Origin of the sequence: Paenirhodobacter sp. (assembly GCF_041916475.1) — a bacterium.
Classification (GTDB): Bacteria; Pseudomonadota; Alphaproteobacteria; order Rhodobacterales; family Rhodobacteraceae; genus Rhodobacter.
On sequence record NZ_JAYRZN010000005.1, the window covers coordinates 95,304 to 115,791 of the forward strand.

Here is a 20,488-nt window from a genome sequence, read left to right on the forward strand (position 1 = left end):
GCAGCCCGGGCGATGCGCGTATATCGGGGGCAAAGCTGAAGGAAAGGAACCTGCGTGGCCATCCAACTGCACAGGGGCGACCTGCCCGAAGGGCTCGACCTGGGCCCGATCGTCGCGATCGACACGGAGACGATGGGCCTCGACCCGCGCCGCGACCGGCTCTGCCTCGTGCAGCTCTCCGCAGGCGATGGCGATGCCCATCTGGTCCAGATCGCGCGCGGGCAGAGCGCGGCGCCGAACCTGTGCCGGATGCTGGCCGATCCGGCCACCGAGAAGCTGTTCCATTTCGCCCGCTTCGATGTGGCGGCGCTGTACAATGCCTTCGGCGTGGTCACCGCGCCGGTGTTCTGCACCAAGATCGCCTCGAAGATGATCCGCACCTTCACCGACCGGCACGGGCTGAAATACCTGCTCTCGGAGCTGGTCGGCGTCGATATCTCGAAGCAGCAGCAGACCTCGGACTGGGGCGCGGCGGAGCTGACCCAGGCGCAGCTGGAATATGCCGCCTCCGATGTGCTTTATCTGCACCGCGCGCGCGCGGTTCTCGTGGAGCGTCTGGCACGCGAGGGCCGGACAGAGCTCGCGCGGGCCTGTTTTGATTTCCTGCCCGCACGGGCACAGCTTGACCTGCTGGGTTGGGAGGAACCGAATGACATCTTCCATCACTGAAAATTATCTCGAGACCGCCGCCCGCGTGATCGCGGATGAGGAGACCGGCCTGCGCCTGCTGCGCGAGGGCCTGGGCAACAGCTTCGTCGCCGCGGTGGAGACGATCCTGGGCGCCCGCGGCCGGGTCATCGTCTCCGGCATGGGCAAATCCGGCCATATCGCGCGCAAGATCGCCGCGACCTTCGCCTCCACCGGCACGCCCGCGCAATTCGTCCATCCGGCGGAGGCGAGCCACGGCGACCTCGGAATGGTCACCCAGGATGACGTGGCGCTGGTGCTGTCGAATTCCGGGGAGACGCCCGAGCTCGCGGATCTGATCGCGCATACCCGCCGCTTTGAAATTCCGATGATCGGTGTGGCCTCGCGCCCCGATTCCACCCTGCTGCGGCAGGCGGATGTGGCGCTGGTGCTGCCGCAGGCGCCCGAGGCCGATGGCTCCGGCGTGGTGCCCACCACCTCCACCACCATGACCCTCGCGCTCGGCGATGCGCTGGCCGTGGCGCTGATGCGACACCGCAAGTTCACCCCCGAGGATTTCCGCACCTTCCACCCCGGCGGCAAGCTCGGCGCGCGGCTCTCCAAGGTCGCCGATCTGATGCATGACGACATGCCGCTGGTGGCCGCGGAGGCGCCGATGTCGGAGGCGCTGCTGGTGATCAGCCAGAAGGGCTTCGGCGTCGTCGGCGTGACCGATGCCGCGGGCCTGCTGATCGGCGTGATCACCGACGGCGACCTGCGCCGCCACATGGACGGGCTGCTCTCCCATACCGCGGCCGAAGTGATGACCCGCAATCCGCATGGCATTGCGCCCGGCGCCCTGGCCGAAGCCGCCGTGGCCGAGATGAACCGCTACAAGATCACCTGCCTGTTCGCGGTGGCCGATGGCCGCCCGGTGGGTATTCTGCACATCCACGACTGCCTGCGCGCCGGGGTCGTCTGATGGGCTATGACAACCGCCATTCGCGTGTGGTCGCGCTCGCCAAGGTGGCGCTGCCGCTCGCGGCTCTGGTGCTGTTGTCGACGCTGTTTCTGGTGTCGGAGCGGGTCGATCCCTCGACCGCCTCGCTCTATGCCAATGTGAATGTGGAAGAACTCGCGCGGGAGCCGCGCATCGGCACGCCGCAATATGCCGGGATGACCGAGGACGGCGCCGCGGTGATGGTGCGCGCCACCGCCGCCACGCCGGACCCGAACAACACCGGCGCCACAGCGCAGGACATGGTCGCCAAGATCGAGGCGAAGGATGGGCTCGTGGCCGATATCACCGCGAAAACCGGCCGGATCGACCCGTCGCAGGGCCAGATCCTGCTGCGCGGCGGGGTCGCAATGCAGACCTCGACCGGCTACCGGATGAGCTCTGCCGAAATGGCGCTGGCCACCGATCGCAGCCGGGTGACAGCGCCGGAATCCGTCCATGGCGAAAGCCCGCTCGGCCGGATCGACGCCGGGAATATGGAACTTTCCCGCCCGTCCGCCGATGCCCCCTACGATCTGGTCTTCAATGGCGGCGTGAAGCTGATATATCAGCCGGAGGAATGAGGGTTTCATGCGCTTCTCCCCAGTTATCGCCGCCCTGATCGCCCTGGCCGCCGGCCCCGCGCTTTCGCAGGAAGTCGCTTTCGGCGGCCTGAAGGCGGATGCGAATGCGCCGGTGGAGGTCACCTCCGACAGCCTCTCCGTGAACCAGAGCGATGGCTCGGCCGTGTTCAAGGGCAATGTGCTCGTGGTGCAGGGCGGGCTGCGCATGCAGGCGGCGCAGGTCGATGTCGGCTATGCGCCGGGCGACCGCAGCAAGATCCAGACCCTGCATGCCACCGGCGGGGTGACGCTGGTCTCGCCCACGGAGGCGGCCGAATCGAAAGAGGCGGTCTATGACGTCGCGGCCGGGACGGTGGTGATGACCGGCGACGTGCTGCTGACGCAGGGCGAAAGCGTGATGTCGGGCCAGAAGCTGAGCGTGAACCTGCGCTCGGGCACCGGGCAGATGGACGGCCGTGTGCGCACCATCCTGCAGCCGGGAACGCAGAAATGACCGAGGCCACCGGGCTCGGCGTCAGCCGCCTGCGCAAGAGCTACAAGAAGCGCATGGTGCTGCGCGACGTCTCGCTGCGCCTCGAGCGCGGTGAGGTCGTGGCGCTGCTCGGGCCGAACGGCTCGGGCAAGACCACCTGCTTCTATGCCATCGCCGGGCTGATCCAGCCCGACGCCGGGCAGGTGCTGATCGACGGGGTGGAGGCCACCGGCCTGCCGATGTACCGCCGCGCGCGGCTGGGCATCGGCTATCTGCCGCAGGAGGCCTCGATCTTCCGCGGGCTCTCCGTTGAGCAGAACATCATGGCGATTCTGGAGATCTCGACGCCGGACCCGCACCGCCGCCGCGAGCGGCTGGAGGAGCTCCTGGGCGATTTCTCCATCGCCTATCTGCGCCAGGCGCCCGCGCTCGCCCTTTCGGGCGGGGAGCGGCGCCGGGTGGAAATCGCCCGCTGCCTCGCCGCTGATCCGAAATACCTGCTGCTCGACGAGCCCTTCGCAGGCGTCGACCCGATCGCCGTGAACGAGATCCGTACGCTCGTCAGCCACCTGAAGGAGCGCGGTATCGGCGTGCTGATCACCGACCACAACGTGCGCGAGACGCTCGATATCGTGGACCGCGCCTATATCCTGCACGATGGGCAGGTGCTGATGTCGGGCACGGCGGAGGAGGTCGTGAACGACCCCAATGTGCGGCGCGTCTACCTCGGCGAAAACTTCCGCATCGGCTGAGTGCCGCAGTGCAGCAACTGTCCCCCGTTGACAGCGGCGCCGATCCGTTCCCAAATTGGAAGCATGCGTACACACCGCCTCCTCCTCCGAGCGACGCCGCCGCAGCCTTTGTGGCCCCGTCGTCCCGTGGCGGCGCGCACGGCCCATCCCCGAAAGGGTCAACCTGCCAGCCGTGCGGTGATCCGCGCGGCCGGTCTCTGATGCGAAGGAGCAATCATGCGTTACCAGATCAGCGGGAAACAGCTCGACATCGGTGAGGCTCTTCAAAGCCATGTGAAAACCGAGCTCGGCGCAACGGTCGACAAGTACATGCAGCGCCCGACCGACGCCACCGTCACTTTCTCCAAGAATGCGCATGAATATATCTGCGAAGCCACCGTGCACCTGTCCACCGGGCTGACCGCCTCGGCCTCCGGCCGCGCGGGCGATGTCTACCCGGCCTTCGAGGCCTGCCGCGAGAAGATGGACAAGCAGCTGCGCCGCCACAAGCGCCGCCTGAAGGACCATTCGCGCGAACGTTCACAGCCTGTTGAATTCGCCTCGGCCGACCTGTATGTGCTCGCCGCGGAAGAAGACGAGACCGAGGTCGACGGCGACAGCCTCGCGCCCGTAATCGTGGCCGAGATGGAGACCCGGGTCCCCACGCTCTCGGTTGGCGAGGCGGTGATGCAGATGGAACTGGCCGGCAAGCCGCTGCTCGTCTTCCGCAACGAGAAACATGGCGGGGTGAACGTGGTCTACAGCCGCGACGACGGAAACGTCGGCTGGATCGACCCGCGCAACAGCAAGTGAGCGTCTGATATGGCGGACGCGGAAAAAGGACAGATGGATCTTTCCAACCTGCTCAAGCCGGATGCGGTGAAGGTACTCTCCACCGTTACCAGCAAGAAGCGTCTGTTTCAGGACCTTGGCGACATTGCGCATTCAGCCTACGGGCTGGATGCGATCCAGACCGTTGATGCCCTGCAGGAGCGCGAAGCGCTCGGGCCCACCGGCGTGGGCCATGGCGTGGCGCTGCCGCATGCGCGCCTGCATGGGCTGAAATCGGTCGTGGGCGTGTTCCTGCGGCTGGAAAAGCCGTTGGATTTCGATGCGGTGGACCGGCTGCCGGTGGATCTGGTCTTCGCGCTGTTCGCGCCGAAGGATTCGGGCGTGGATCACCTGAAGGCGCTTGCGCTGGTGTCGCGCACCATGCGCAACCCCGAGGTCTGCGCCAAGCTGCGCGCCAATACCGATCCGGCTGCGCTGCATGCGGTGCTGACGGCGGCGACGGGCGGCGTTCAGGCGGCCTGAGCCCAATCCGAGAACCCGAATTGCATGAAGTCGCGCGGATAAGCCTCCCGCGCGGCTTTTTGCATGGACGGGGTGCAGATTGCGGCCAGCGGCACCGGCACCGGATCGGGCTCAGCCACGAAGGCAGGCGCGCCGGGCGCGAGCCAGGCCAGATCCTGCGCAAGCCGCTCCTCCCGCGCGATCAGGTCGGGCAGGGCGAATTGCCCGATCCCCTGCAAAAGCGCCGACTGGCTCGCCCAGAGCGGCAGGGCCGCGAGGCTGGTCTGGCCGTTCAGGTTGGCCTTCATCCAGCCGAGGAAGGCCTCCAGCGCCGGGGCCCAGCTTTCGGCCGTGGGGGTGGCAGGCAGCGGCAGGCCGTAGCTCTCGCGCAGCACGGCACGCACCGGCGCCAGCCCCTCGCGCGAGAGCACGGCATGCAGCGCCAGATGCGCGCGCAGGAGCGGATGGCGCAGAACGGTGAAGCTGCGATGCCCCGGATGCTGGCGCTTCCATTGCCGCAGGCTCTTTTGCGAAAACGGCCTCTCCACTGGGCCGAGCCGCGCGAGCCAGTCCGCCACGCCCGGCACATCGGGGCGCAGCGGCATATAGAGGAGCCCCCCCGCCGCCAGAAACCCGGGCACCCCCGGCCCGCGGCGCGGCTCGAAATTCGGCGTGCGCGCCAGGTTGAACCGGTCCAGCCGCGACAGCGCCCGCTCCATCTCGCGGAAATTCGCGACCTTCGCCTCCAGCGGCTCCGGGTTCTGCACCACCAGCGTATCGGGCAGCGCCGCCAGCCGCCCCTCGACCCCGAGCCAGGCCGCAAGCCCGTTCAGCACCGCCAGATCCTGCAGATCCTCGTAATCCACATAGAAGGCCGTCTGGCCGCTCACCTGCAGCGCATGCATCAGCCGGATCTGAAAGTCCTGGATCGCCTCCAGATGCGCGGCGAAGCCCGCCTCCTCGAATTCCGCGCGGATCGCCTTGCGGTGGCGCGCATCGCCCAATTTCCATTGCCCGGTCGCCCGCGCAATTTGCAGGCTCACATAGCTCTCGGCCGGATTGCGGGTAAGGATGATCTTGGCGCAGGCAGGGTCGGCCAGCATCGGCGCCAGCACCCGGGGGTCGTGGTCGTGGAAATAGCGGCAGCCATTGAGCCCCGGCGCCGCCACGATCCGCGCGCGCAGCGCCAGCGGATCCGCATCGCGCGCGGATCGGGTCATGCCCAGAAGCTCGGTCTGTTTCGGATAGCCGAGCAGCGCCGGGTTGAATGCCTCGCCATGGCAGCAAACCCCCGGCAGGGCGTTCAGCGCCGCCTCCAGCAGGTTGGAGCCGGTACGCATTTCCGCAAGCAGAACGAAGCTCTCAAACCGTGGCATGGTCCCCTCACCCGGCCCGACGTGCGGCGAGCCTAACGGCATCCGGCTCCGGGGGGAATTCCCCGGCGAGGCGCAGCGGCAGGCCCGCGTCGCGCATGTCCTGCAGGAAGCGGCACAGCCCGGTGAGGTCTTGCAGCGCGGGCAGGGAAGCAGCCTGCCCCGCCACCGCACGCAGGACCCGCGCCGGATCCATCGCCGCCTCGGCCAGGCTCCAGACGGAGACCTGCGCGCGCACATGCGGCGAGCGCAGCATCTCCAGCTCCTCCGCCTCCAGCCGGTGCAGCCGCGCGGCCTCCGCCCGCAGCTCCGCCACTGGCAGGCCAGCGCGATGAAGCACCAGCGCCCAGGCGCCGGTGATGATCGCGATGCGGGCATTCGGATCGCTCGCCACGAACCAGTCCAACGCGGGCAGGTCGCGCGGGCTGTACATGAAGCTCTGCGGCACGCCACCCGCGCTCCAAAGAAGGCTCGTCAGGAAGCCGCGCGGATTGTAGTTGCGCAGCCCGATCGCATCGCGGAGCCCGCCGGGGCCCACGCCGCCGCCCCCGGCAAATTCGGCGCGCCCGGCCGCGAACAGATGGCCATGCACCACGCCCGGCACCTGCCGCGCCAGCCAGCCGGGGTAATCGCAAAAGAGGTCGGTGAAACCCTGGTGGATGGTATAGGGGCCGCGGGTCTTGCCGTTTTCATGGTCCATCCGGGGGAAGCGGCTCTGCATCACCAGCCCCGCCCGGCCGGTGCGGCGGCGGCGCGCGGCACCGTCGAACAGGTACTGCAGGGGCTGCGGCCCGGGCTCCGCCGCGCCGAGGCCGGGGCCTGGCGCAAGGAACGCCTCATAGAGCCCCGCTGCCCCGGGCCAGATCTTGCGCGCAACGAAGCAGCCCGAGGCGCGCAGCACCTCCGCATGATCGTCGAAGAAGAGCTGCGGACGGCCCTTGTCATCGAACCGGCTGAAGGTCAGCGAGCGGCTCTCAAGCCGGCGGGAATGGCTGCGTGCCAGGGTCTGGAAATAGCTCTCGTCCGGGATCCAGACCCGGCGGAAAAAGCGCTCGAGCATCGGCCGGCGCGGGTCTTGCAAGATCGCCTCCAGCGTGGCGCGGGTGAGGCACCACCACTGGCTGCCCAGATGCGGCGCGAGACCGGCCGGCAGGCTGCGGCGCAGCCCGGCGCGCCACTGCAGCGCGACCCAGGCATCGAACAGCGCGCGCTGCGTCTGCCAGCGGAACGGGAAGCGCAGGGTGAAACGCTCCATCCCGAGGCCGCCGATGGCCCAGTCCGCCTCGGCGCAGGTGACGCTCTCGATGAAATCGGTATCGGGCCGCGCATCCAGATAGGCCGCGAGATCCGCCACCGGCCGCAGCGGCAGGCAGGCGCCGGAGGCGAGCAGCACATGGCCGAAGCCGGGATGGCGCGCGATCAGCTGCGCGGCCGCCTCCTGCGTGGCCGCAACCAGCGACCAGCTGCCCCAATGGCATTTCCGGCGCCGGCAGAAGGAAATATCGGGCAGGTCCGCCAGCCCCGCCTGCATCAGGGATAGCTCCGCCTGCGGCACGCGCGCATCGACATGGATCACCACCGGGGCGCCGCCCGCCGCCCAGAAGCGCGCAGCCTGCGCAGCACGCTCAAGCGCGGTGTGGCATAGCAGGACGACGCCGAAGCTCATGCCCAGCCCCCCGCAGAGATCAGCTCCATCTCTTCGAGCTGCCGCCAGCCGGCATAGCGGCTGGAATGCGGGGTCCAGAGATCCGGCTGCGCGGCCAGCCCCTGATAGGCGCGGTATTCCCGCGACCCGGCATAATGCTCACCGCGCTGCATTTCCTCCGCGACCTTCAGCGTAAGGGGAGACAGGAATTTTGCATGGAGCAGGCAGCCCGACGCCATCTCCCCGCCCCATTCATCATAGGTGACGTTCAGCTGCCGCGGCAGCAGCATGTGGGTGGAGGAGCGGTAGACGAAGCCCCGCTCCTACCGCACCAGCGGGATCTTGTTCAGCGAGGGGGCGGACCAGGGATCTTCGGCGAAGAACATCCGCGCCCGCGGGCCGCCCTGGATCCACAGGTTCCGCAGCCAGGGATTGCGGCTGATCATGTAATTGCCCGCATCGAACCAGCAGGCAATTTCGAACGGATCGCGCCCGGCGGCATAGGGCTGCGCATCGACCGGCCCTTTGGGGTACATATCGAGCAGCATGGCCGGGAAAGAGCGCCGCTCGGTATTGTCCAGCCAGCCGGTCAGGGCGGCAAGCGGCCTGGTATCGCAATGCGGGTAGACCAGGAATTCATCCGGGTCGACGGTCAGGACCCAATGCCCGGCGGCCGTGTGGCGCAGGATATGGTTCTGCCAATCCACCCCGAACTGCGCCGCACGGTAGCTGCCGCGGGCGGACCACAAAGTCACATCGGGCTGGCGGCTGAGATAATCGGCGGAGCCGTCGTCGGACTGGTTGTCGATCATCAGGAAGTGGCCGATGCCAAGGCGGCGGTAATATTCGAGGAAGTAGGGCAGCCGGATCGCCTCGTTGCGCAGGGTGACGCAGGCGAGGATCGCGCCCGCCCCGATCCGGGCCCGGCGATCCGCGATCAGGCGCAACTGATGGCGGCGCATCAACCCGCGCAGCTGCTGGCGCCGGCGCTCTCTCCTCAGGCGAAATCGCGTGGTCAGGCTCACGGGCGGTCTCTTCTGGGATGCCGGCGGATGAGGGGTTTTCTGGAAGTGAAGTAAACAAACCGCTAACGCGGGTCAATCAGCGCCAGTCGCCACGCGTCATCAGGCCGAGGGTTTCCAGCTGCTCCCAGCCCTGCAGGGCGGCGGACTCCGGCGTCCAGAGCACGGGATCGGCAATCAGCCGCGCGTAATAGCGGCCATAATCCTCCGCATGGGTGAAATGGGCGCGCCGTTGCTGATCTTCGCGTGCCTTGTCGATCGCCTGATCGAGGAACTTTGTGTGCAGCAAGATCCCGCTCGGCAGGTTCAACCGCGCGTCAAACCCCTGATTCAGGCGGGGCGGCAGCGCGAGATGGGTCGAGCTCAGATAGGCGTAGCGCCAGTGCCAGCGGATCAGCGGGATCTTGTGCAGATGCGGCGCCTGCTGCGGCGTATCGCCGAAAAAGACGCGCTGCCTAGGGCCGCCGCGGATCGAGATGCTCTGGAACCGGGGCTGGCGCTGCCAATCGTAGCCCGCGGGATCGAACCAGCCGAGCACCTCTGTCGGGTCGCGATCCGGTGCACGTTGCGCCTGCGACAGCGGCCCGCGCGGATAGAGATCCAGCATCAGCGCGGCCATCGCCGGTGCGCCGCGGCCATCCAGCCAGGCGGTGAGCCCGGGCAAACCACGCGTTTGGTGATGCGGCAGAAGCAGCAGCTCGTCCGCATCCACAGTCAGGCACCAATGGCCATGCCCGTAGCGCGCGAGCAGCCCGTTCACCCAGTCCATGCCGAAGCGCGACCCGCGATAGCTGTGGCTGGTTGTCCACAGCGATACATCGGCCGCCCCGCGCAGCAGCGTCACACTGTCATCGGTGCTGTCGTTGCTGACGATGAGGAAGTGCCGCACGCCCAAGCGCCTGTAATGCGTGAGGAAGAATGGCAGGCGTGCGGCTTCGTTGCGCATGCAGGCGAACAGCAAGATATCCTAGGGCCGGATCGCCGCAGTGCGATCGGCCACGGAGGTCAACTCCCGGCGGCGGCGGAACGCGCGCAGCAGCAGCAATTGCCGCTTGCGGCGCAGCAGATAGCGCGCCCGCCACTGCGCCGCTTGCCGCATGTCAGCTGTCGAAATGCCCGGTCTGGTGCCAGCGCCAGGCATCGGCGATCATCGTGTCGAGCTCCGGCCGCTTGGGAACCCAGCCGAGCTTTTCCACGGCCTTGGTCGATCCGCAGACCAGAACGGCAGCATCGCCGGGGCGGCGATCACCTTCGACGATCGGCACTTCGCGATTCGTGACCTTCCGCGACTTGGCAATCACCTCGCGCACGGAGAAGCCCGAACCCGTCCCGAGACAGAAGACATCCGACCCCTTGCCCGCCAGCAGCGATTCGAGGCCAAGCACATGCGCATCGACCAGATCCGACACATGGACATAGTCGCGGATACAGGTGCCGTCCTCCGTGGGATAATCGGATCCATAGACGGTCAGCGCCGGGCGGCGGCCATCGATGGCGTCCAGCATCAGCGGAATCAGATGCGTCTCGGGCTGGTGGAATTCGCCCACCTCGGCATCCGGGTCACAGCCAGCGACGTTGAAATAGCGGAAAATCACCGAATTCAGGCCGTGACTGGCCCCGAAATCGCGCAGCATATCCTCGATCGCGCGTTTCGAGCCGCCATAGGCGTTGATCGGCATCTGCCGGGTGTTCTCGTCCAGAACCACACCGTCCTGATCGCCATAGGTGGCGCAGGTCGAGGAGAAGACGAAGTTCTTGCATCCCGCATCGAGCGCCGCTTCGATCAGGTTCAGCGCGCAGAGCACGTTGGTGCGCCAGTACTTCCCGGGATCCTTCATCGATTCGCCGACGAGGCTCAGCGCCGCGAAATGCATCACCGAAACAGGCTTCCACTTGGCGAAGACCTCGTCGAGGCGTGCGCGATCGTGAAGATCGCCCTCCTCGACCGGGCCGAACTTCACGGCCTCGCGCCAGCCAGTGCTGAAATTATCGAAGGTAACGGGCGTGTATCCCGCTTTTTTCAATGCTTTGCAGGCGTGCGAGCCGATATAGCCCGCACCTCCCGTCACCAGAACGTATTTCTCCATTGTCCCCTATTCCGCTGCCGAGCGCATCGCCATGATATCGCCGAGGAAATTCTCGAACTCTTCACGCAGATCGTCACGCGCCAGGCCGAAGGCCACTGTCGCCTGCAGGAACCCGGCCTTGGAGCCACAATCGTAGCGCTGGCCGCGGAAGCGGCAGCCATAGACGTCATGGCCCTTCGTCAGCTCTTCGGCGATCGCATCGGTCAGCTGGATCTCACCGCCGGCGCCGAGCTTCAGCTGGTTGAGGTTCTCCATGACGCTGTTGGTCAGGATATAGCGGCCGATCACCGCCAGATTCGAGGGCGCATCCTCGGCCTGCGGCTTCTCGACCATGCCCTTCACCGAGACCAGCGCGCCCATATCCTTCTCGATGTCAAGAATGCCGTAGGACGAGGTCCGCTCGCGCGGCACTTCCATGGCGGCGACGATATTGCCGCCGGTTTCCTCATAGGCTTCCATCATCTGCTTCAGGCAGGGCTTCTCGGCCGCGATCACATCGTCGGTCAGAAGCACCGCGAAGGGCTCGTCTCCGATCAGCTTGCGCGCGCACCACACCGCATGGCCGAGGCCGAGCGGACGGTTCTGCCGCACATAGGCGATCTCGCCCGAATGCATCTTGGTGGCTTCGAGAAGCTTCAGAAGATGGGCTTTCGACGGTTTGTTGAGGGCGGCCTCGAGTTCCGGCGCATCATCGAAATAATCTTCGAGAGCGGATTTTCCACGCGACGTCACAAAGATAAAATCAGTGATCCCCGCTGCCCGAGCTTCGTCAATCGCATATTGGATCAGCGGGCGGTCCACCAGGGTCAGGATCTCTTTCGGGATCGCCTTGGTGGCCGGAAGGAATCGGGTCCCGAGACCGGCGACGGGGAAAATCGCTTTCGTGACCTTGCGTTTCATAAAGCACCTTTTGATTAGAGCCAACGGGCTCGATTTTGGCGGACGCCATCTTCCTCCGAAAACGCAGCCGGCTCAAGGAGGGTCCCTCGGGCAGGTAAAGCTTCTGTTTAAAACGGCGCAAATATGCCGAGAGGATCAGGGAAAATATCTGCCATTGGCTGCATTTTTCGCGATTCGCGGATGGATTCAGATGTTTTCGGCTTTTCCGGACAGCGCAAAGCGCAGCGCCTCCGCCTGCTCCGGCGGAAGTGCCGCGAGCACGCGCCGCAGCCGCCCTTCACTGTAGGGTTGCGGATGGCCGGAAGCGCTCCCGTCACGGATACGCTCCATGATTTCGCCCTGGCTCAGAACCGGATGGGCGATCCGTCCCTCGGTCTGCGCCCAGGCCTCGCGCAGCATCGGCGGGTTGGTGGCAAACCAGGCCTTATCGAACACATCGGGCAGCGCGGCATAGAGATCGACCATCTTCCAGCCCCGCACCGCGCCCAGATTGGCCAGCACGGCCTCGTCGTTCGGCATCTTGCGCCGGGTTCCCTGCAGCGCCAGAACCAGCGCCCGGCGCAGGGCGCGCAGCTCCGGAATGCGCACGCCATTCAGCCTATTGAAGGCGAAGATGCAGCCCCAGTCCGCCCGCGGCAGAACCGCCGTCATCGCCTCCGCAATCGGCTTCACCGGCCGCGGCGCCAGGTCGCAGGCCATGAAATCCGCCTCTGTCGCTGCCATCCGCGCGAAGGCCGCCGCCGCATCTTGCGGCAGATGCACGTCGTTCTCGATCAGCCATTGTCGCGGGCGCGGCCCGAACGCCTCGGCCACGGCCAGATGGCACAGATCCCCCATCCGCCAGCCCCAGTCCGCCGGCACCGGCCCGCCAGCCAGCGCCTCGGCCCGGGCCCGCGTCAGCGACGCTTTCGGCCAGAGGCCGGTCTCCACCCGCCCCCGGCTTTCATCGGCACAGATCACCACGTTCCCCGGCCCGAATACGGCCTCCAGCCGCGCAGCCAGCGCCGCCTCCGCCGGGCCGAAGCGCGTCGCGCGCAGCAGGGCCAGGTCCGCGCTCATTTCGCCCGCTTCAGCCGGGCGGCGTGCCTGAAATCATAGGGTTGCAGCGCCGCCATCTGCGCGGCATAGTCCGGCTGCGCCCGCAGCCGGGCGAGCCTGGCCTCCTGCCGCGCGGCCACCAGATCGCAGGCCGCGGCCACTTCCGGCAGCGCCCGCAGCCGCTCCATGAAGGCGCGCAGGCGCAAGGCCATCTCCGGCGCGGGAGGGTCCTCTTCCTCGTTCCGGTCGAACAGGCCGAAATACTCGGCATCATATTTCGAATGGTTATCGAGCACATCGCCCCGCAGCCGCCGCAGCAGATATTCCTCGCGCGATTTCACCCCATAATGGTTCAGCTGCACCAGATCGTAGCCCACCTCGGGCACCGAGAGCTTCCAGCGCACCGCACGCCCATCCAGCGCGGCGCCGCTGCCGTTCAGCCAGTGCAGCGGATAGGCCCGCCCCTCCGGGCTGCGCGCGAAGCGCATGCGCAGATAGGGCCGGTGGATGGCCATCACCAGGTTCGGATCGTTGCGGTAGAGCGTCTTGATGCCATGGCCCTTGCCGAAGCGGTCGGGGGCGGCGCGCGTCAGGCGCCCGGTCACCGGCGCAGGGTCGAAAGCCACCTGCCCGCCCGAGCCGAAGAACCGCCAGGTGCAGCAGATCCCGCTGGCGCCCTGCGCCTCCACCCGGTCGATCAGCGCATCCACGCCGCCGCCCCGGATGGTCAGGAACTCGTCGAAATCCATCACCAGAAGCCAGTCCGATGCGCGCACCAGCGGATGCTCCTGCGCCCAGTGCAGCGCGCGCGATTGCGGCGGGCGGTCCTTCCAGGGCGGATTGTCACAGCGCGTCAGCAGGCCATGCGCGGCCAGCGCCTCCAGCAGCTCGTCGGTGCCGTCGGTGCAGTCGTTGGTATAAACGAGGATATCGGTGAAGCCGAGCAGATGGTGCCAGGCCACCCATTCCAGCACATAGGGCCCCTCATCCTTGGCCATGGTGACGATCGTCACCCGGCCATGGCGCGAGCGGTTCGCGCCGCCCGGCACCCGGGCGCGGCGCCGCGCGAGCGGCTCCAGCGGATCGGGGGGCGCGGGCAGAAGGCCGCGTTCAGCGCACCAGGCGCCGAGCCAGCTCTCGCGCGGCGGCAGGCCATCCGGGAAGCGGGCGCAGGCCTTGCGCAGCCAGCGCGAATAGAGGTGCACGCAATGGCTCCCCGCCGCGGCGATCCGCGCGCCCAGCTCCGGCGCGCGCGCCGGGTCTATCAGCGCCTTCCTGTCGCGGAACGCGACCGGGAAGAAGCGCTCCTGTGGCTGCGCCTGCGCGATCTCGCCGGTTTCGCAGGCGAAATAGGTCAGCGCGCGCGGGCCGAACGTCCCCCAGGGCATCTCCTCCACAGGCACCGGCTGCCCCGCCTGCGCGGCCTCCCGCAGCGTGGCCCGGCTGCGCGCGGACAGCCAGGGCGGGATCGGGGCCGGATCGGTCAGGAACCCGTGCAGCTTGGCCAGCGTCCGCGCTTTGGGCGGCAGACCAAGCACCGCGGAGCCGAGCTCGGTCTTGTCCATCCGCTCGTGGCCAATGTACCAGCCGAGCTCCCGCCCGAACGGGCGCAGCGCCAGAATATCTGTATCGACCCAGACCCGCCCGGTCTGGCGCACCATCATCGTGCGGAAGATATCGGTGTGCAGCGCCGGGCTGCCGGATTTCGCGTGCCGCAGGATGCGGGCGCAATCCCAGACCTCGCGCGCGTCGCGCAGCGTGGCGCCCGCGGGGAGGTTCGGCACCGTGCCATATGTATAAAGCACATAATCATGCCCCAGATCCAGAAAGCTCCGGATCGAGGCGATTTCCAGCCAGCCGAGCGCTCCGTCGATCCAGAGCGCGCCGATCGGCATCCGCCCGCCACTCATGCGCTCATCGATCCCCGATCCGGCGCCCCGATGGGCGCAGACTACGGCAGGGGCAGATTCGCGGTCAAGCAGACCGCAGGCCGCGAATCGACATCCGCCGCAGCTCCCGGCCCGGATGACGCAATAATCCGTCCTGAAAGCGCCCAAAATCGCCGCAACAGCGCACCTCCTGCCGCCTCGGCGCCCAGAAACGGGCATTTCTGCAGCCTGACCGGCCCGCAGGGTTGACCCACGCAGCAGCCGTCGGGCATGCAGGTCTCATAGAGTTGGCGGCTAGGGTTCCGGCGGAAACGTGTCTGGTCCGAGAGCTGCCACCGGCGGGGAGGCATCCCGTTCGGCGCACGGCGGGATAAAAGCCCGGGAGACCTCGTCCAGCCAAGGGATTGGCGGAACGATGGTCCGTTCATCCCTTATTCTTGAATGAAAGGAATGAACGATGTTGACTCGCCGCACCGCCCTGCTGTCCTCGCTGATCGCTATGGGTGCTCTCTCCGTCTCCCCGGCCTCGGCCGAGCCGAAGAAGGATTTCAAGGTCGCCTGGTCGATCTATGCGGGCTGGATGCCCTGGGGCTATGTCGCCGATCATGGCATCGCGCAGAAATGGCCGAAAAATACGGCCTGAAGATCGAAGTGACCCAGTTCAACGATTACGTCGAGTCGATCAACCAATACACCGCCGGGGCCTATGATGCGGTGACGCTGACCAATATGGACGGGCTCTCGATCCCGGCCGCAGGCGGGGTCGATACCACCGCGGTGATCATCGGCGATTTCTCCAACGGCAATGACGCGGTGATCCTGAAGGACAAGGCGGCGCTGAAGGACATCGCGGGCCAGAGCGTGAACCTGGTGGAATTCTCGGTCTCGCATTACCTGCTCGCCCGCGCGCTCGGCAGCGTGGGCCTGGCCGAGCGCGACGTGAAGGTGGTGAACACCGCCGATCCCGACATGGTCGGCGCCTTCCAGACCGCGGATGTGACGGCGATGGTCACCTGGAACCCGATGGTCTCGGAGATCCTCGCCCTGCCCGATCCCCACAGCGTCTTCGACAGCTCCATGATCCCGGGCGAGATCCTGGACCTGATGGTCGGCAATACCGAGGTGCTGAAGGACAACCCCGATTTCGGCAAGGCCCTCGCCGGGATCTGGTACGAGACCGCGCAGCTGATGACCTCGGATACCGCCGAGGGCGCCGCCGCCCGCGCCGCGATGGGGGCCGCCTCCGGCACCGATCAGGCCGGGTTCGAGGCGCAGCTCGCGGCGACGCGGCTCTATGACAAGCCCGCCGATGCCGTGGCCTTCACCGCCTCGCCCGAGCTCGAAACCACGATGGAGCACGTGCGCACCTTCCTGTGCGACAAGGGCCTCCTCGGCGCCGGCGCGCCCTCGGCCGATGTGATCGGCATCGAGCTGCCGGGCGGCAAGGTGATGGGCGATGCGGGCAATGTGAAGCTGCGCTTCGATGCCGGCTGGATGCAACAGGCCGCCGACGGCGCACTGTAATCCGGGGGACATCATGCGGATCATCAACCGCAGGCCAAGCCGGGCGACGCAGATCGTCCTGGCGGTGCTGCCCTTTGCGCTGCTGCTGGCCTATGCCGCCGGATCGGCCGCACGCCTCGCCGAAAACCCGGGCGACAAGCTCCTGCCCGCGCTGACCAGCCTGCGCGATGCGGTGCAGACCATGGCCTTCACCGAGGACAAGCGCACGGGCGCCTATCTGCTGTGGTCGGATACGGCCGCGAGCCTCGGGCGGCTGTTTGCGGGGCTGGGCATCGCCACCGGGATCGCGCTGGTGCTCGGGATGCTGAACGGTATCCTGCCGCTGGTGCGGGCGCTGCTCGCCCCCTTCGTGGCCTTCGTGTCGATGGTGCCGCCGCTGGCGCTGCTGCCGATCCTGTTCATCGTGCTGGGCCTTGGCGAAGTGTCCAAGATCACCCTGATCGTGATCGGGGTCGCGCCGCTCCTGATCCGCGACCTCGCGCTCAGCGCGCAATTGCTGCCGCGCGAACAGATCATCAAGGCAGAAACCCTCTCCGCCAGCACCTGGCTGATCGCGCTGCGCGTGGTGCTGCCGCAGATCCTGCCGCGGCTGATCGACAGCCTCCGGCTGCAGCTCGGGCCGGCGTTTCTGTTCCTGATCGCGGCCGAGGCGATCTCGGCGGATTCGGGGCTGGGCTACCGCATCTTCCTGGTGCGGCGCTACCTGTCGATGGATATGATCTTCCCTTATGTGGCCTGGATCACGCTCCTTGCCGTGGCGATGGACCTCGGCCTGACCTTCCTGCGCCGCAAGGCCTTCCCCTGGTCCGAGCTGGAGCGCGCGAAATGAGCATCGTCGTCCAGAACCTGTGGAAGGAATATGGCGAACAGGTGGTGTTGCAGAACATCGACCTGGAGATCGCACCGCGCGCCTTCATCGCCCTCGTCGGCCCCTCGGGCTGCGGCAAGACCACCTTCCTGCGCATGCTGCTTGGGCAGGAGCAGCCCACCCGCGGCACGATCACGCTGGATGGCGCGCCGCTGCCGCCCGAGCCCGGGCCCGACCGCGGCGTGGTCTTCCAGCGCTATTCGGTGTTCCCGCATATGACGGTGCTGCAAAATGTCATGGCGGAGCCGGAGCTGCGGGCAAACCGCCTGATCGGGCGGACCTTCGGCGCCACCTACCGCCGTCAGGGCGATGAGGACCTGCTGGTGGAATACGGGGCGATGACGCTCGACATCGGCCTGCGCCTGCGGGTGCAGCTCCTGATGCAAGCGGTGGCGGAGGCGGACCTGCCGATGCTCGATGTGACCCCCGGAATCCGCTCGCTGCAGCTGCACTACGACCGCGAGAAGATCTCCCGCCCGGACCTCTTGCGCGAGCTGGCCCGGATCGAGGCCGCCCTGCCGAGCGCCGATCAGGTCAAGGTGCCCTCGCGCACCGTCTGGCTGCCCTTGTCCTGGAACGACCCGCAGGCGGAGCTCGCGATGCGCAAGTATCAGGAGCTGGTGCGGCCGAACGCGCCCTGGTGCCCCTCGAACATCGAGTTCATCCGCCGCATCAACGGCCTGCCCGACGAAGACGCGGTGAAGCAGACGATCTTCGATGCGCGCTATCTGGTGATGGGGCTCGGCGATGTGTACCTCGGCGCGCCGGTGGCGACGCCAGTGGACCCGCGCCACCGGCTGGTGACCACCAAATACAACCCCGCCCGCACCTGGACGCCGGAAAACGCGGTGGGCATCGGCGGCGCCTACATGTGCATCTATGGCATGGAGGGGCCGGGGGGCTATCAGCTCTTCGGCCGCACGATCCAGATGTGGAACACCTGGCGGCGCACGAAATCCTTCGCGCAGAACCCCTGGCTGCTGGATCATTTCGATCAGGTCCGGTTCTTCCCGGTCAGCCATGCGGAGCTGGCGGAATATCGCGAAGCCTTCCCGCATGGCCGCTACGATGTGCGCATCGAGGAGGGCGTGTTCGACTGGGCCGCCGAAAAGGCTGCGCAGGACCCGGCCGAGGTGGCCGCGGGCAAGGCCCGCCAGCAGGCTGCCTTCGACGCCGAGCGCGCGCGCTGGAAGGCCGAGGGCCTGGATCAGTTCGAGGCCGATGACGGCGGCGTGCTCGATACCGGCGCCATCCCCGAAGGCTGCACCGGCGTCGAGAGCCCGGTGCCGGGGAATGTGTGGAAATACCTGGTGGCGCCCGGCGGCCGGGTCGCGGCGGGCGATGCCATCGCCATCGTCGAATCCATGAAGATGGAAATCACCGTGCGGAGCCCCGCCGCGGGGATCCTGCGCGAAACCCGCGCCGCGCCGGGGCGCACCGTCCATGCAGGCGATATCCTGGCCGTTCTGGAGACCGAATGATGCTGCCCGAATTCCTGACCATCGACGCGATCCGCGCCGCCTATGCCGCCGGAACCACGCCCCTTCAGCTGATGGAGGAGGTGATCGCCCGGCGCGACGCGCTCGCGGACCGCGCCGTGTTCATCACCGAAACGCCCGCAGAGACCCTGCGGGCAGAGGCCCGCGCCCTGATGGCGCGCGGGCCGGAGGGGCTGCCGCTCTATGGCATCCCCTTCGCGGTGAAGGACAATATCGACGTCGCCGGGCTGCCGACCACCGCCGCCTGCCCGGCCTATGCCTATCCGGCCACCGCGGATGCCACCACCGTCGCGCGGCTGCGTGCGGCGGGCGCCATCGTCATCGGCAAGACCAACCTCGACCAGTTCGCGACCGGGCTCAATGGCACGCGCTCGCCCTATGGCGCGCCGCGCTGCGTGTTCGATGCGGCCTATGTCTCGGGGGGGTCCTCCTCGGGCTCCGCGGTGGCGGTGGCATCGGGGCTGTGCCCCTTCGCGCTCGGCACCGATACAGCAGGCTCCGGCCGGGTGCCCGCGATGTTCAACAATCTCGTGGGGCTGAAGCCCACGCCCGGCCTCGTGCCCAATACGGGGGCGGTGCCGGCCTGCCGCTCGATCGACGTGATCACAATATTCGCCGGAACCGTGGCCGAGGCGGCCGAGGTGCGCCGCATCATGGAGGGCTACGACCCGGCCGATCCGTTCTCGCGCATGGCCGCCCCCGTGGCGCTGCCAGCGCGGCCGCGGATCGGGGTCCTCACCGGCGCGGAGAAGAACTTCTACGGCAATGCCGAGATCGCGGCCGCCTATGACGCCGCCTGCGCCCGGGCCGAGGCCCTGGGGGCCACGCTGGTCCCGTTCGATTATGCGCCCTTTCGCGAGGCGGCATCCCTCCTTTACGATGGCCCCTGGGTGGCCGAACGGCTGGCGGCGGTGGAGGAATTCCTCGGCAGCCATGCCGAAGACTTCGACCCGACCGTGCGCCGGATCATCGAAGGCGCGCGCGGCAAGACCGCGGTCGAGGCCTTCCGCGGGCTCTATCGGCTCAATGCGTTGCGCCAGCAGGTGGCCCCGGTCTGGGAGGCGGTGGACATGCTGATGCTGCCCACCTCGCCCACGCGCCACACCGTCGCCGACATGCTGGCCGATCCGATCGGCAAGAACAGCGCGTTCGGGCTCTATACCAATTTCGCGAATCTGCTGGGCTATGCGGCCATTGCCGTGCCGGGCGGCTTTGGCGCTTCGGGGCTGCCCGCCGGGGTGCAGCTCGTGGGGCCCGCCTTCTCCGACGATGCGCTGCTGCCCTTCGCGGCCGCGCTGCATCACGCCGCCGCCTGCGGCATGGGCCGCAGCCGCGGTGCCCCCGTCCCGGCGCCCGAGACGCGCGTGCCGGAAGGCTGGCTGGTCATTGCCGCCGTGGGCGCGCATCTCTCCGGCATGGCGCTGAACCATGAGCTGACCGGCCCGGGCGGGCTGCACCTTGAGACCACGCGCACGGCACCGGGCTACCGGCTCTATAGCCTGCCGGGCACGGCGCCGCCCAAACCCGGCATGGTCTTCGACCCGGGGTTTGCCGGAAACGGCATCGAGCTGGAACTCTGGGCGCTGCCACCCGCGGCCTTCGGCGCCTTCGTGGCGCGGATCCCGGCGCCGCTCGGCATCGGCAAGGTGACGCTGGCGGATGGGCGGGAGGTCTCGTGCTTCCTCGCGGAAGCCCATGCCATCGCCGGGGCGGAGGATATCACCGCGTTTGGCGGATGGCGCGCCTGGCGGGCCAGCCTCTGATGCAAAAAGCCCCGCCTGTGGCGGGGCTTTTCATTTTGAGCGGATTGTCTCAGAGCTTCTGCGTGAGCTCCGGGACGGCGGTGAAGAGGTCTGCGACGAGGCCGAAATCGGCGACCTGGAAGATCGGCGCCTCTTCGTCCTTGTTGATCGCGACGATGACCTTGCTGTCCTTCATG

General features: G+C 67.6%; 20 protein-coding genes, 2 pseudogenes and 1 riboswitch. Of the genes and pseudogenes, 12 read left to right on the plus strand and 10 right to left on the minus strand.

The features are described 5' to 3' along the window. Window positions 1-54: 54 nt before the first annotated feature. The 7 genes from ACOMG5_RS03540 (at window position 55) to ACOMG5_RS03570 (ending at window position 4,725) form a co-directional block, all read left to right on the plus strand. A complete protein-coding gene (locus ACOMG5_RS03540; RefSeq protein WP_420342404.1) occupies window positions 55-669 on the plus strand; it encodes a ribonuclease D in 615 nt (204 codons plus the stop codon). Further along, the gene (locus ACOMG5_RS03545; protein ID WP_420342405.1) at window positions 650-1,609 is read left to right on the plus strand and encodes a KpsF/GutQ family sugar-phosphate isomerase; all 960 of its coding nucleotides are present in this window, start codon (window positions 650-652) and stop codon (window positions 1,607-1,609) included. Before ACOMG5_RS03540 ends, ACOMG5_RS03545 begins: the two co-directional genes overlap by 20 nt. After that, window positions 1,609-2,208, plus strand: coding sequence for a hypothetical protein (locus ACOMG5_RS03550; RefSeq protein ID WP_420342406.1), 600 nt, complete (start codon window positions 1,609-1,611; stop codon window positions 2,206-2,208). The genes ACOMG5_RS03545 and ACOMG5_RS03550 overlap by 1 nt, the downstream gene beginning before the upstream one ends. Window positions 2,209-2,215: 7 nt before the next feature. Next, window positions 2,216-2,701: a lipopolysaccharide transport periplasmic protein LptA gene (gene lptA, locus ACOMG5_RS03555; protein WP_420342407.1), complete on the plus strand. Its 486-nt coding sequence runs from the start codon at window positions 2,216-2,218 to the stop codon at window positions 2,699-2,701. After that, window positions 2,698-3,432: an LPS export ABC transporter ATP-binding protein gene (gene lptB / locus ACOMG5_RS03560; protein ID WP_420342408.1), complete on the plus strand. Its 735-nt coding sequence runs from the start codon at window positions 2,698-2,700 to the stop codon at window positions 3,430-3,432. Before lptA ends, lptB begins: the two co-directional genes overlap by 4 nt. A gap of 216 nt (window positions 3,433-3,648) precedes the next feature. After that, window positions 3,649-4,224: a ribosome hibernation-promoting factor, HPF/YfiA family gene (gene hpf, locus ACOMG5_RS03565; RefSeq protein ID WP_420342409.1), complete on the plus strand. Its 576-nt coding sequence runs from the start codon at window positions 3,649-3,651 to the stop codon at window positions 4,222-4,224. A gap of 33 nt (window positions 4,225-4,257) precedes the next feature. Next, on the plus strand, window positions 4,258-4,725 hold the full coding sequence (locus ACOMG5_RS03570; protein WP_420342423.1) for a PTS sugar transporter subunit IIA: 468 nt from the start codon (window positions 4,258-4,260) through the stop codon (window positions 4,723-4,725). Here the strand turns inward: ACOMG5_RS03570 and ACOMG5_RS03575 are convergent. The 9 genes and pseudogenes from ACOMG5_RS03575 to ACOMG5_RS03615 all read right to left on the minus strand — a co-directional run bounded on the left by ACOMG5_RS03575 (window position 4,713) and on the right by ACOMG5_RS03615 (window position 14,679). Beyond that, a complete protein-coding gene (locus ACOMG5_RS03575) occupies window positions 4,713-6,080 on the minus strand; it encodes a nodulation protein NodH (protein WP_420342410.1) in 1,368 nt (455 codons plus the stop codon). The genes ACOMG5_RS03570 and ACOMG5_RS03575 overlap by 13 nt on opposite strands. A 7-nt stretch (window positions 6,081-6,087) precedes the next feature. Beyond that, entirely contained in the window at window positions 6,088-7,743 is a 1,656-nt protein-coding gene (locus ACOMG5_RS03580; protein ID WP_420342411.1) for a beta-1,6-N-acetylglucosaminyltransferase, read from the minus strand. Further along, window positions 7,740-8,684: pseudogene (locus ACOMG5_RS03585) on the minus strand (glycosyltransferase family 2 protein). Before ACOMG5_RS03585 ends, ACOMG5_RS03580 begins: the two are co-directional and overlap by 4 nt. A gap of 139 nt (window positions 8,685-8,823) precedes the next feature. Then, window positions 8,824-9,690: a glycosyltransferase family 2 protein gene (locus ACOMG5_RS03590; protein WP_420342424.1), complete on the minus strand. Its 867-nt coding sequence runs from the start codon at window positions 9,688-9,690 to the stop codon at window positions 8,824-8,826. Between the two features lie 21 nt (window positions 9,691-9,711). After that, window positions 9,712-9,843, minus strand: coding sequence for a hypothetical protein (locus tag ACOMG5_RS03595; protein ID WP_420342412.1), 132 nt, complete (start codon window positions 9,841-9,843; stop codon window positions 9,712-9,714). A 1-nt stretch (window position 9,844) separates the two neighbouring features. After that, window positions 9,845-10,831 carry a UDP-glucose 4-epimerase GalE gene (galE, locus tag ACOMG5_RS03600; protein WP_420342413.1) on the minus strand — a complete coding sequence of 329 codons (987 nt, stop codon included), beginning with the start codon at window positions 10,829-10,831 and terminating at the stop codon, window positions 9,845-9,847. Between the two features lie 6 nt (window positions 10,832-10,837). Then, the gene (gene galU, locus ACOMG5_RS03605) at window positions 10,838-11,731 is read right to left on the minus strand and encodes a UTP--glucose-1-phosphate uridylyltransferase GalU (protein WP_420342414.1); all 894 of its coding nucleotides are present in this window, start codon (window positions 11,729-11,731) and stop codon (window positions 10,838-10,840) included. Window positions 11,732-11,917: 186 nt separating this feature from the next. Continuing rightward, window positions 11,918-12,790, minus strand: coding sequence for a hypothetical protein (locus ACOMG5_RS03610; protein ID WP_420342415.1), 873 nt, complete (start codon window positions 12,788-12,790; stop codon window positions 11,918-11,920). Further along, window positions 12,787-14,679 carry a glycosyltransferase family 2 protein gene (locus ACOMG5_RS03615; protein WP_420342416.1) on the minus strand — a complete coding sequence of 631 codons (1,893 nt, stop codon included), beginning with the start codon at window positions 14,677-14,679 and terminating at the stop codon, window positions 12,787-12,789. Before ACOMG5_RS03615 ends, ACOMG5_RS03610 begins: the two co-directional genes overlap by 4 nt. A 262-nt stretch (window positions 14,680-14,941) precedes the next feature. Further along, a riboswitch (guanidine-I (ykkC/yxkD leader) is annotated at window positions 14,942-15,045 on the plus strand. Window positions 15,046-15,115: 70 nt separating this feature from the next. Between ACOMG5_RS03615 and ACOMG5_RS03620 the strand changes: the two genes are divergently transcribed. The 5 genes from ACOMG5_RS03620 to atzF are packed head-to-tail and all read left to right on the plus strand — an operon-like array spanning window position 15,116 to window position 20,312. After that, window positions 15,116-15,301 (plus strand): hypothetical protein, encoded by a 186-nt coding sequence (locus tag ACOMG5_RS03620; protein ID WP_420342417.1) that lies wholly within the window; start codon window positions 15,116-15,118, stop codon window positions 15,299-15,301. Continuing rightward, window positions 15,280-16,182 (plus strand): putative urea ABC transporter substrate-binding protein, encoded by a 903-nt coding sequence (locus ACOMG5_RS03625; RefSeq protein ID WP_420342418.1) that lies wholly within the window; start codon window positions 15,280-15,282, stop codon window positions 16,180-16,182. Before ACOMG5_RS03620 ends, ACOMG5_RS03625 begins: the two co-directional genes overlap by 22 nt. 13 nt (window positions 16,183-16,195) lie before the next feature. Continuing rightward, window positions 16,196-17,011: an ABC transporter permease gene (locus tag ACOMG5_RS03630; protein WP_420342419.1), complete on the plus strand. Its 816-nt coding sequence runs from the start codon at window positions 16,196-16,198 to the stop codon at window positions 17,009-17,011. After that, window positions 17,008-18,531 carry a carboxyltransferase domain-containing protein gene (locus ACOMG5_RS03635; RefSeq protein ID WP_420342420.1) on the plus strand — a complete coding sequence of 508 codons (1,524 nt, stop codon included), beginning with the start codon at window positions 17,008-17,010 and terminating at the stop codon, window positions 18,529-18,531. Before ACOMG5_RS03630 ends, ACOMG5_RS03635 begins: the two co-directional genes overlap by 4 nt. Further along, window positions 18,528-20,312, plus strand: a complete 1,785-nt coding sequence (gene atzF / locus ACOMG5_RS03640) for an allophanate hydrolase (protein ID WP_420342421.1) — start codon at window positions 18,528-18,530, stop codon at window positions 20,310-20,312. Before ACOMG5_RS03635 ends, atzF begins: the two co-directional genes overlap by 4 nt. 49 nt (window positions 20,313-20,361) lie before the next feature. On the opposite strand, the pseudogene ACOMG5_RS03645 reads toward atzF, so the two are convergent. Further along, window positions 20,362-20,488 (minus strand): annotated as a pseudogene (locus ACOMG5_RS03645) (electron transfer flavoprotein subunit alpha/FixB family protein); the annotation flags it as partial.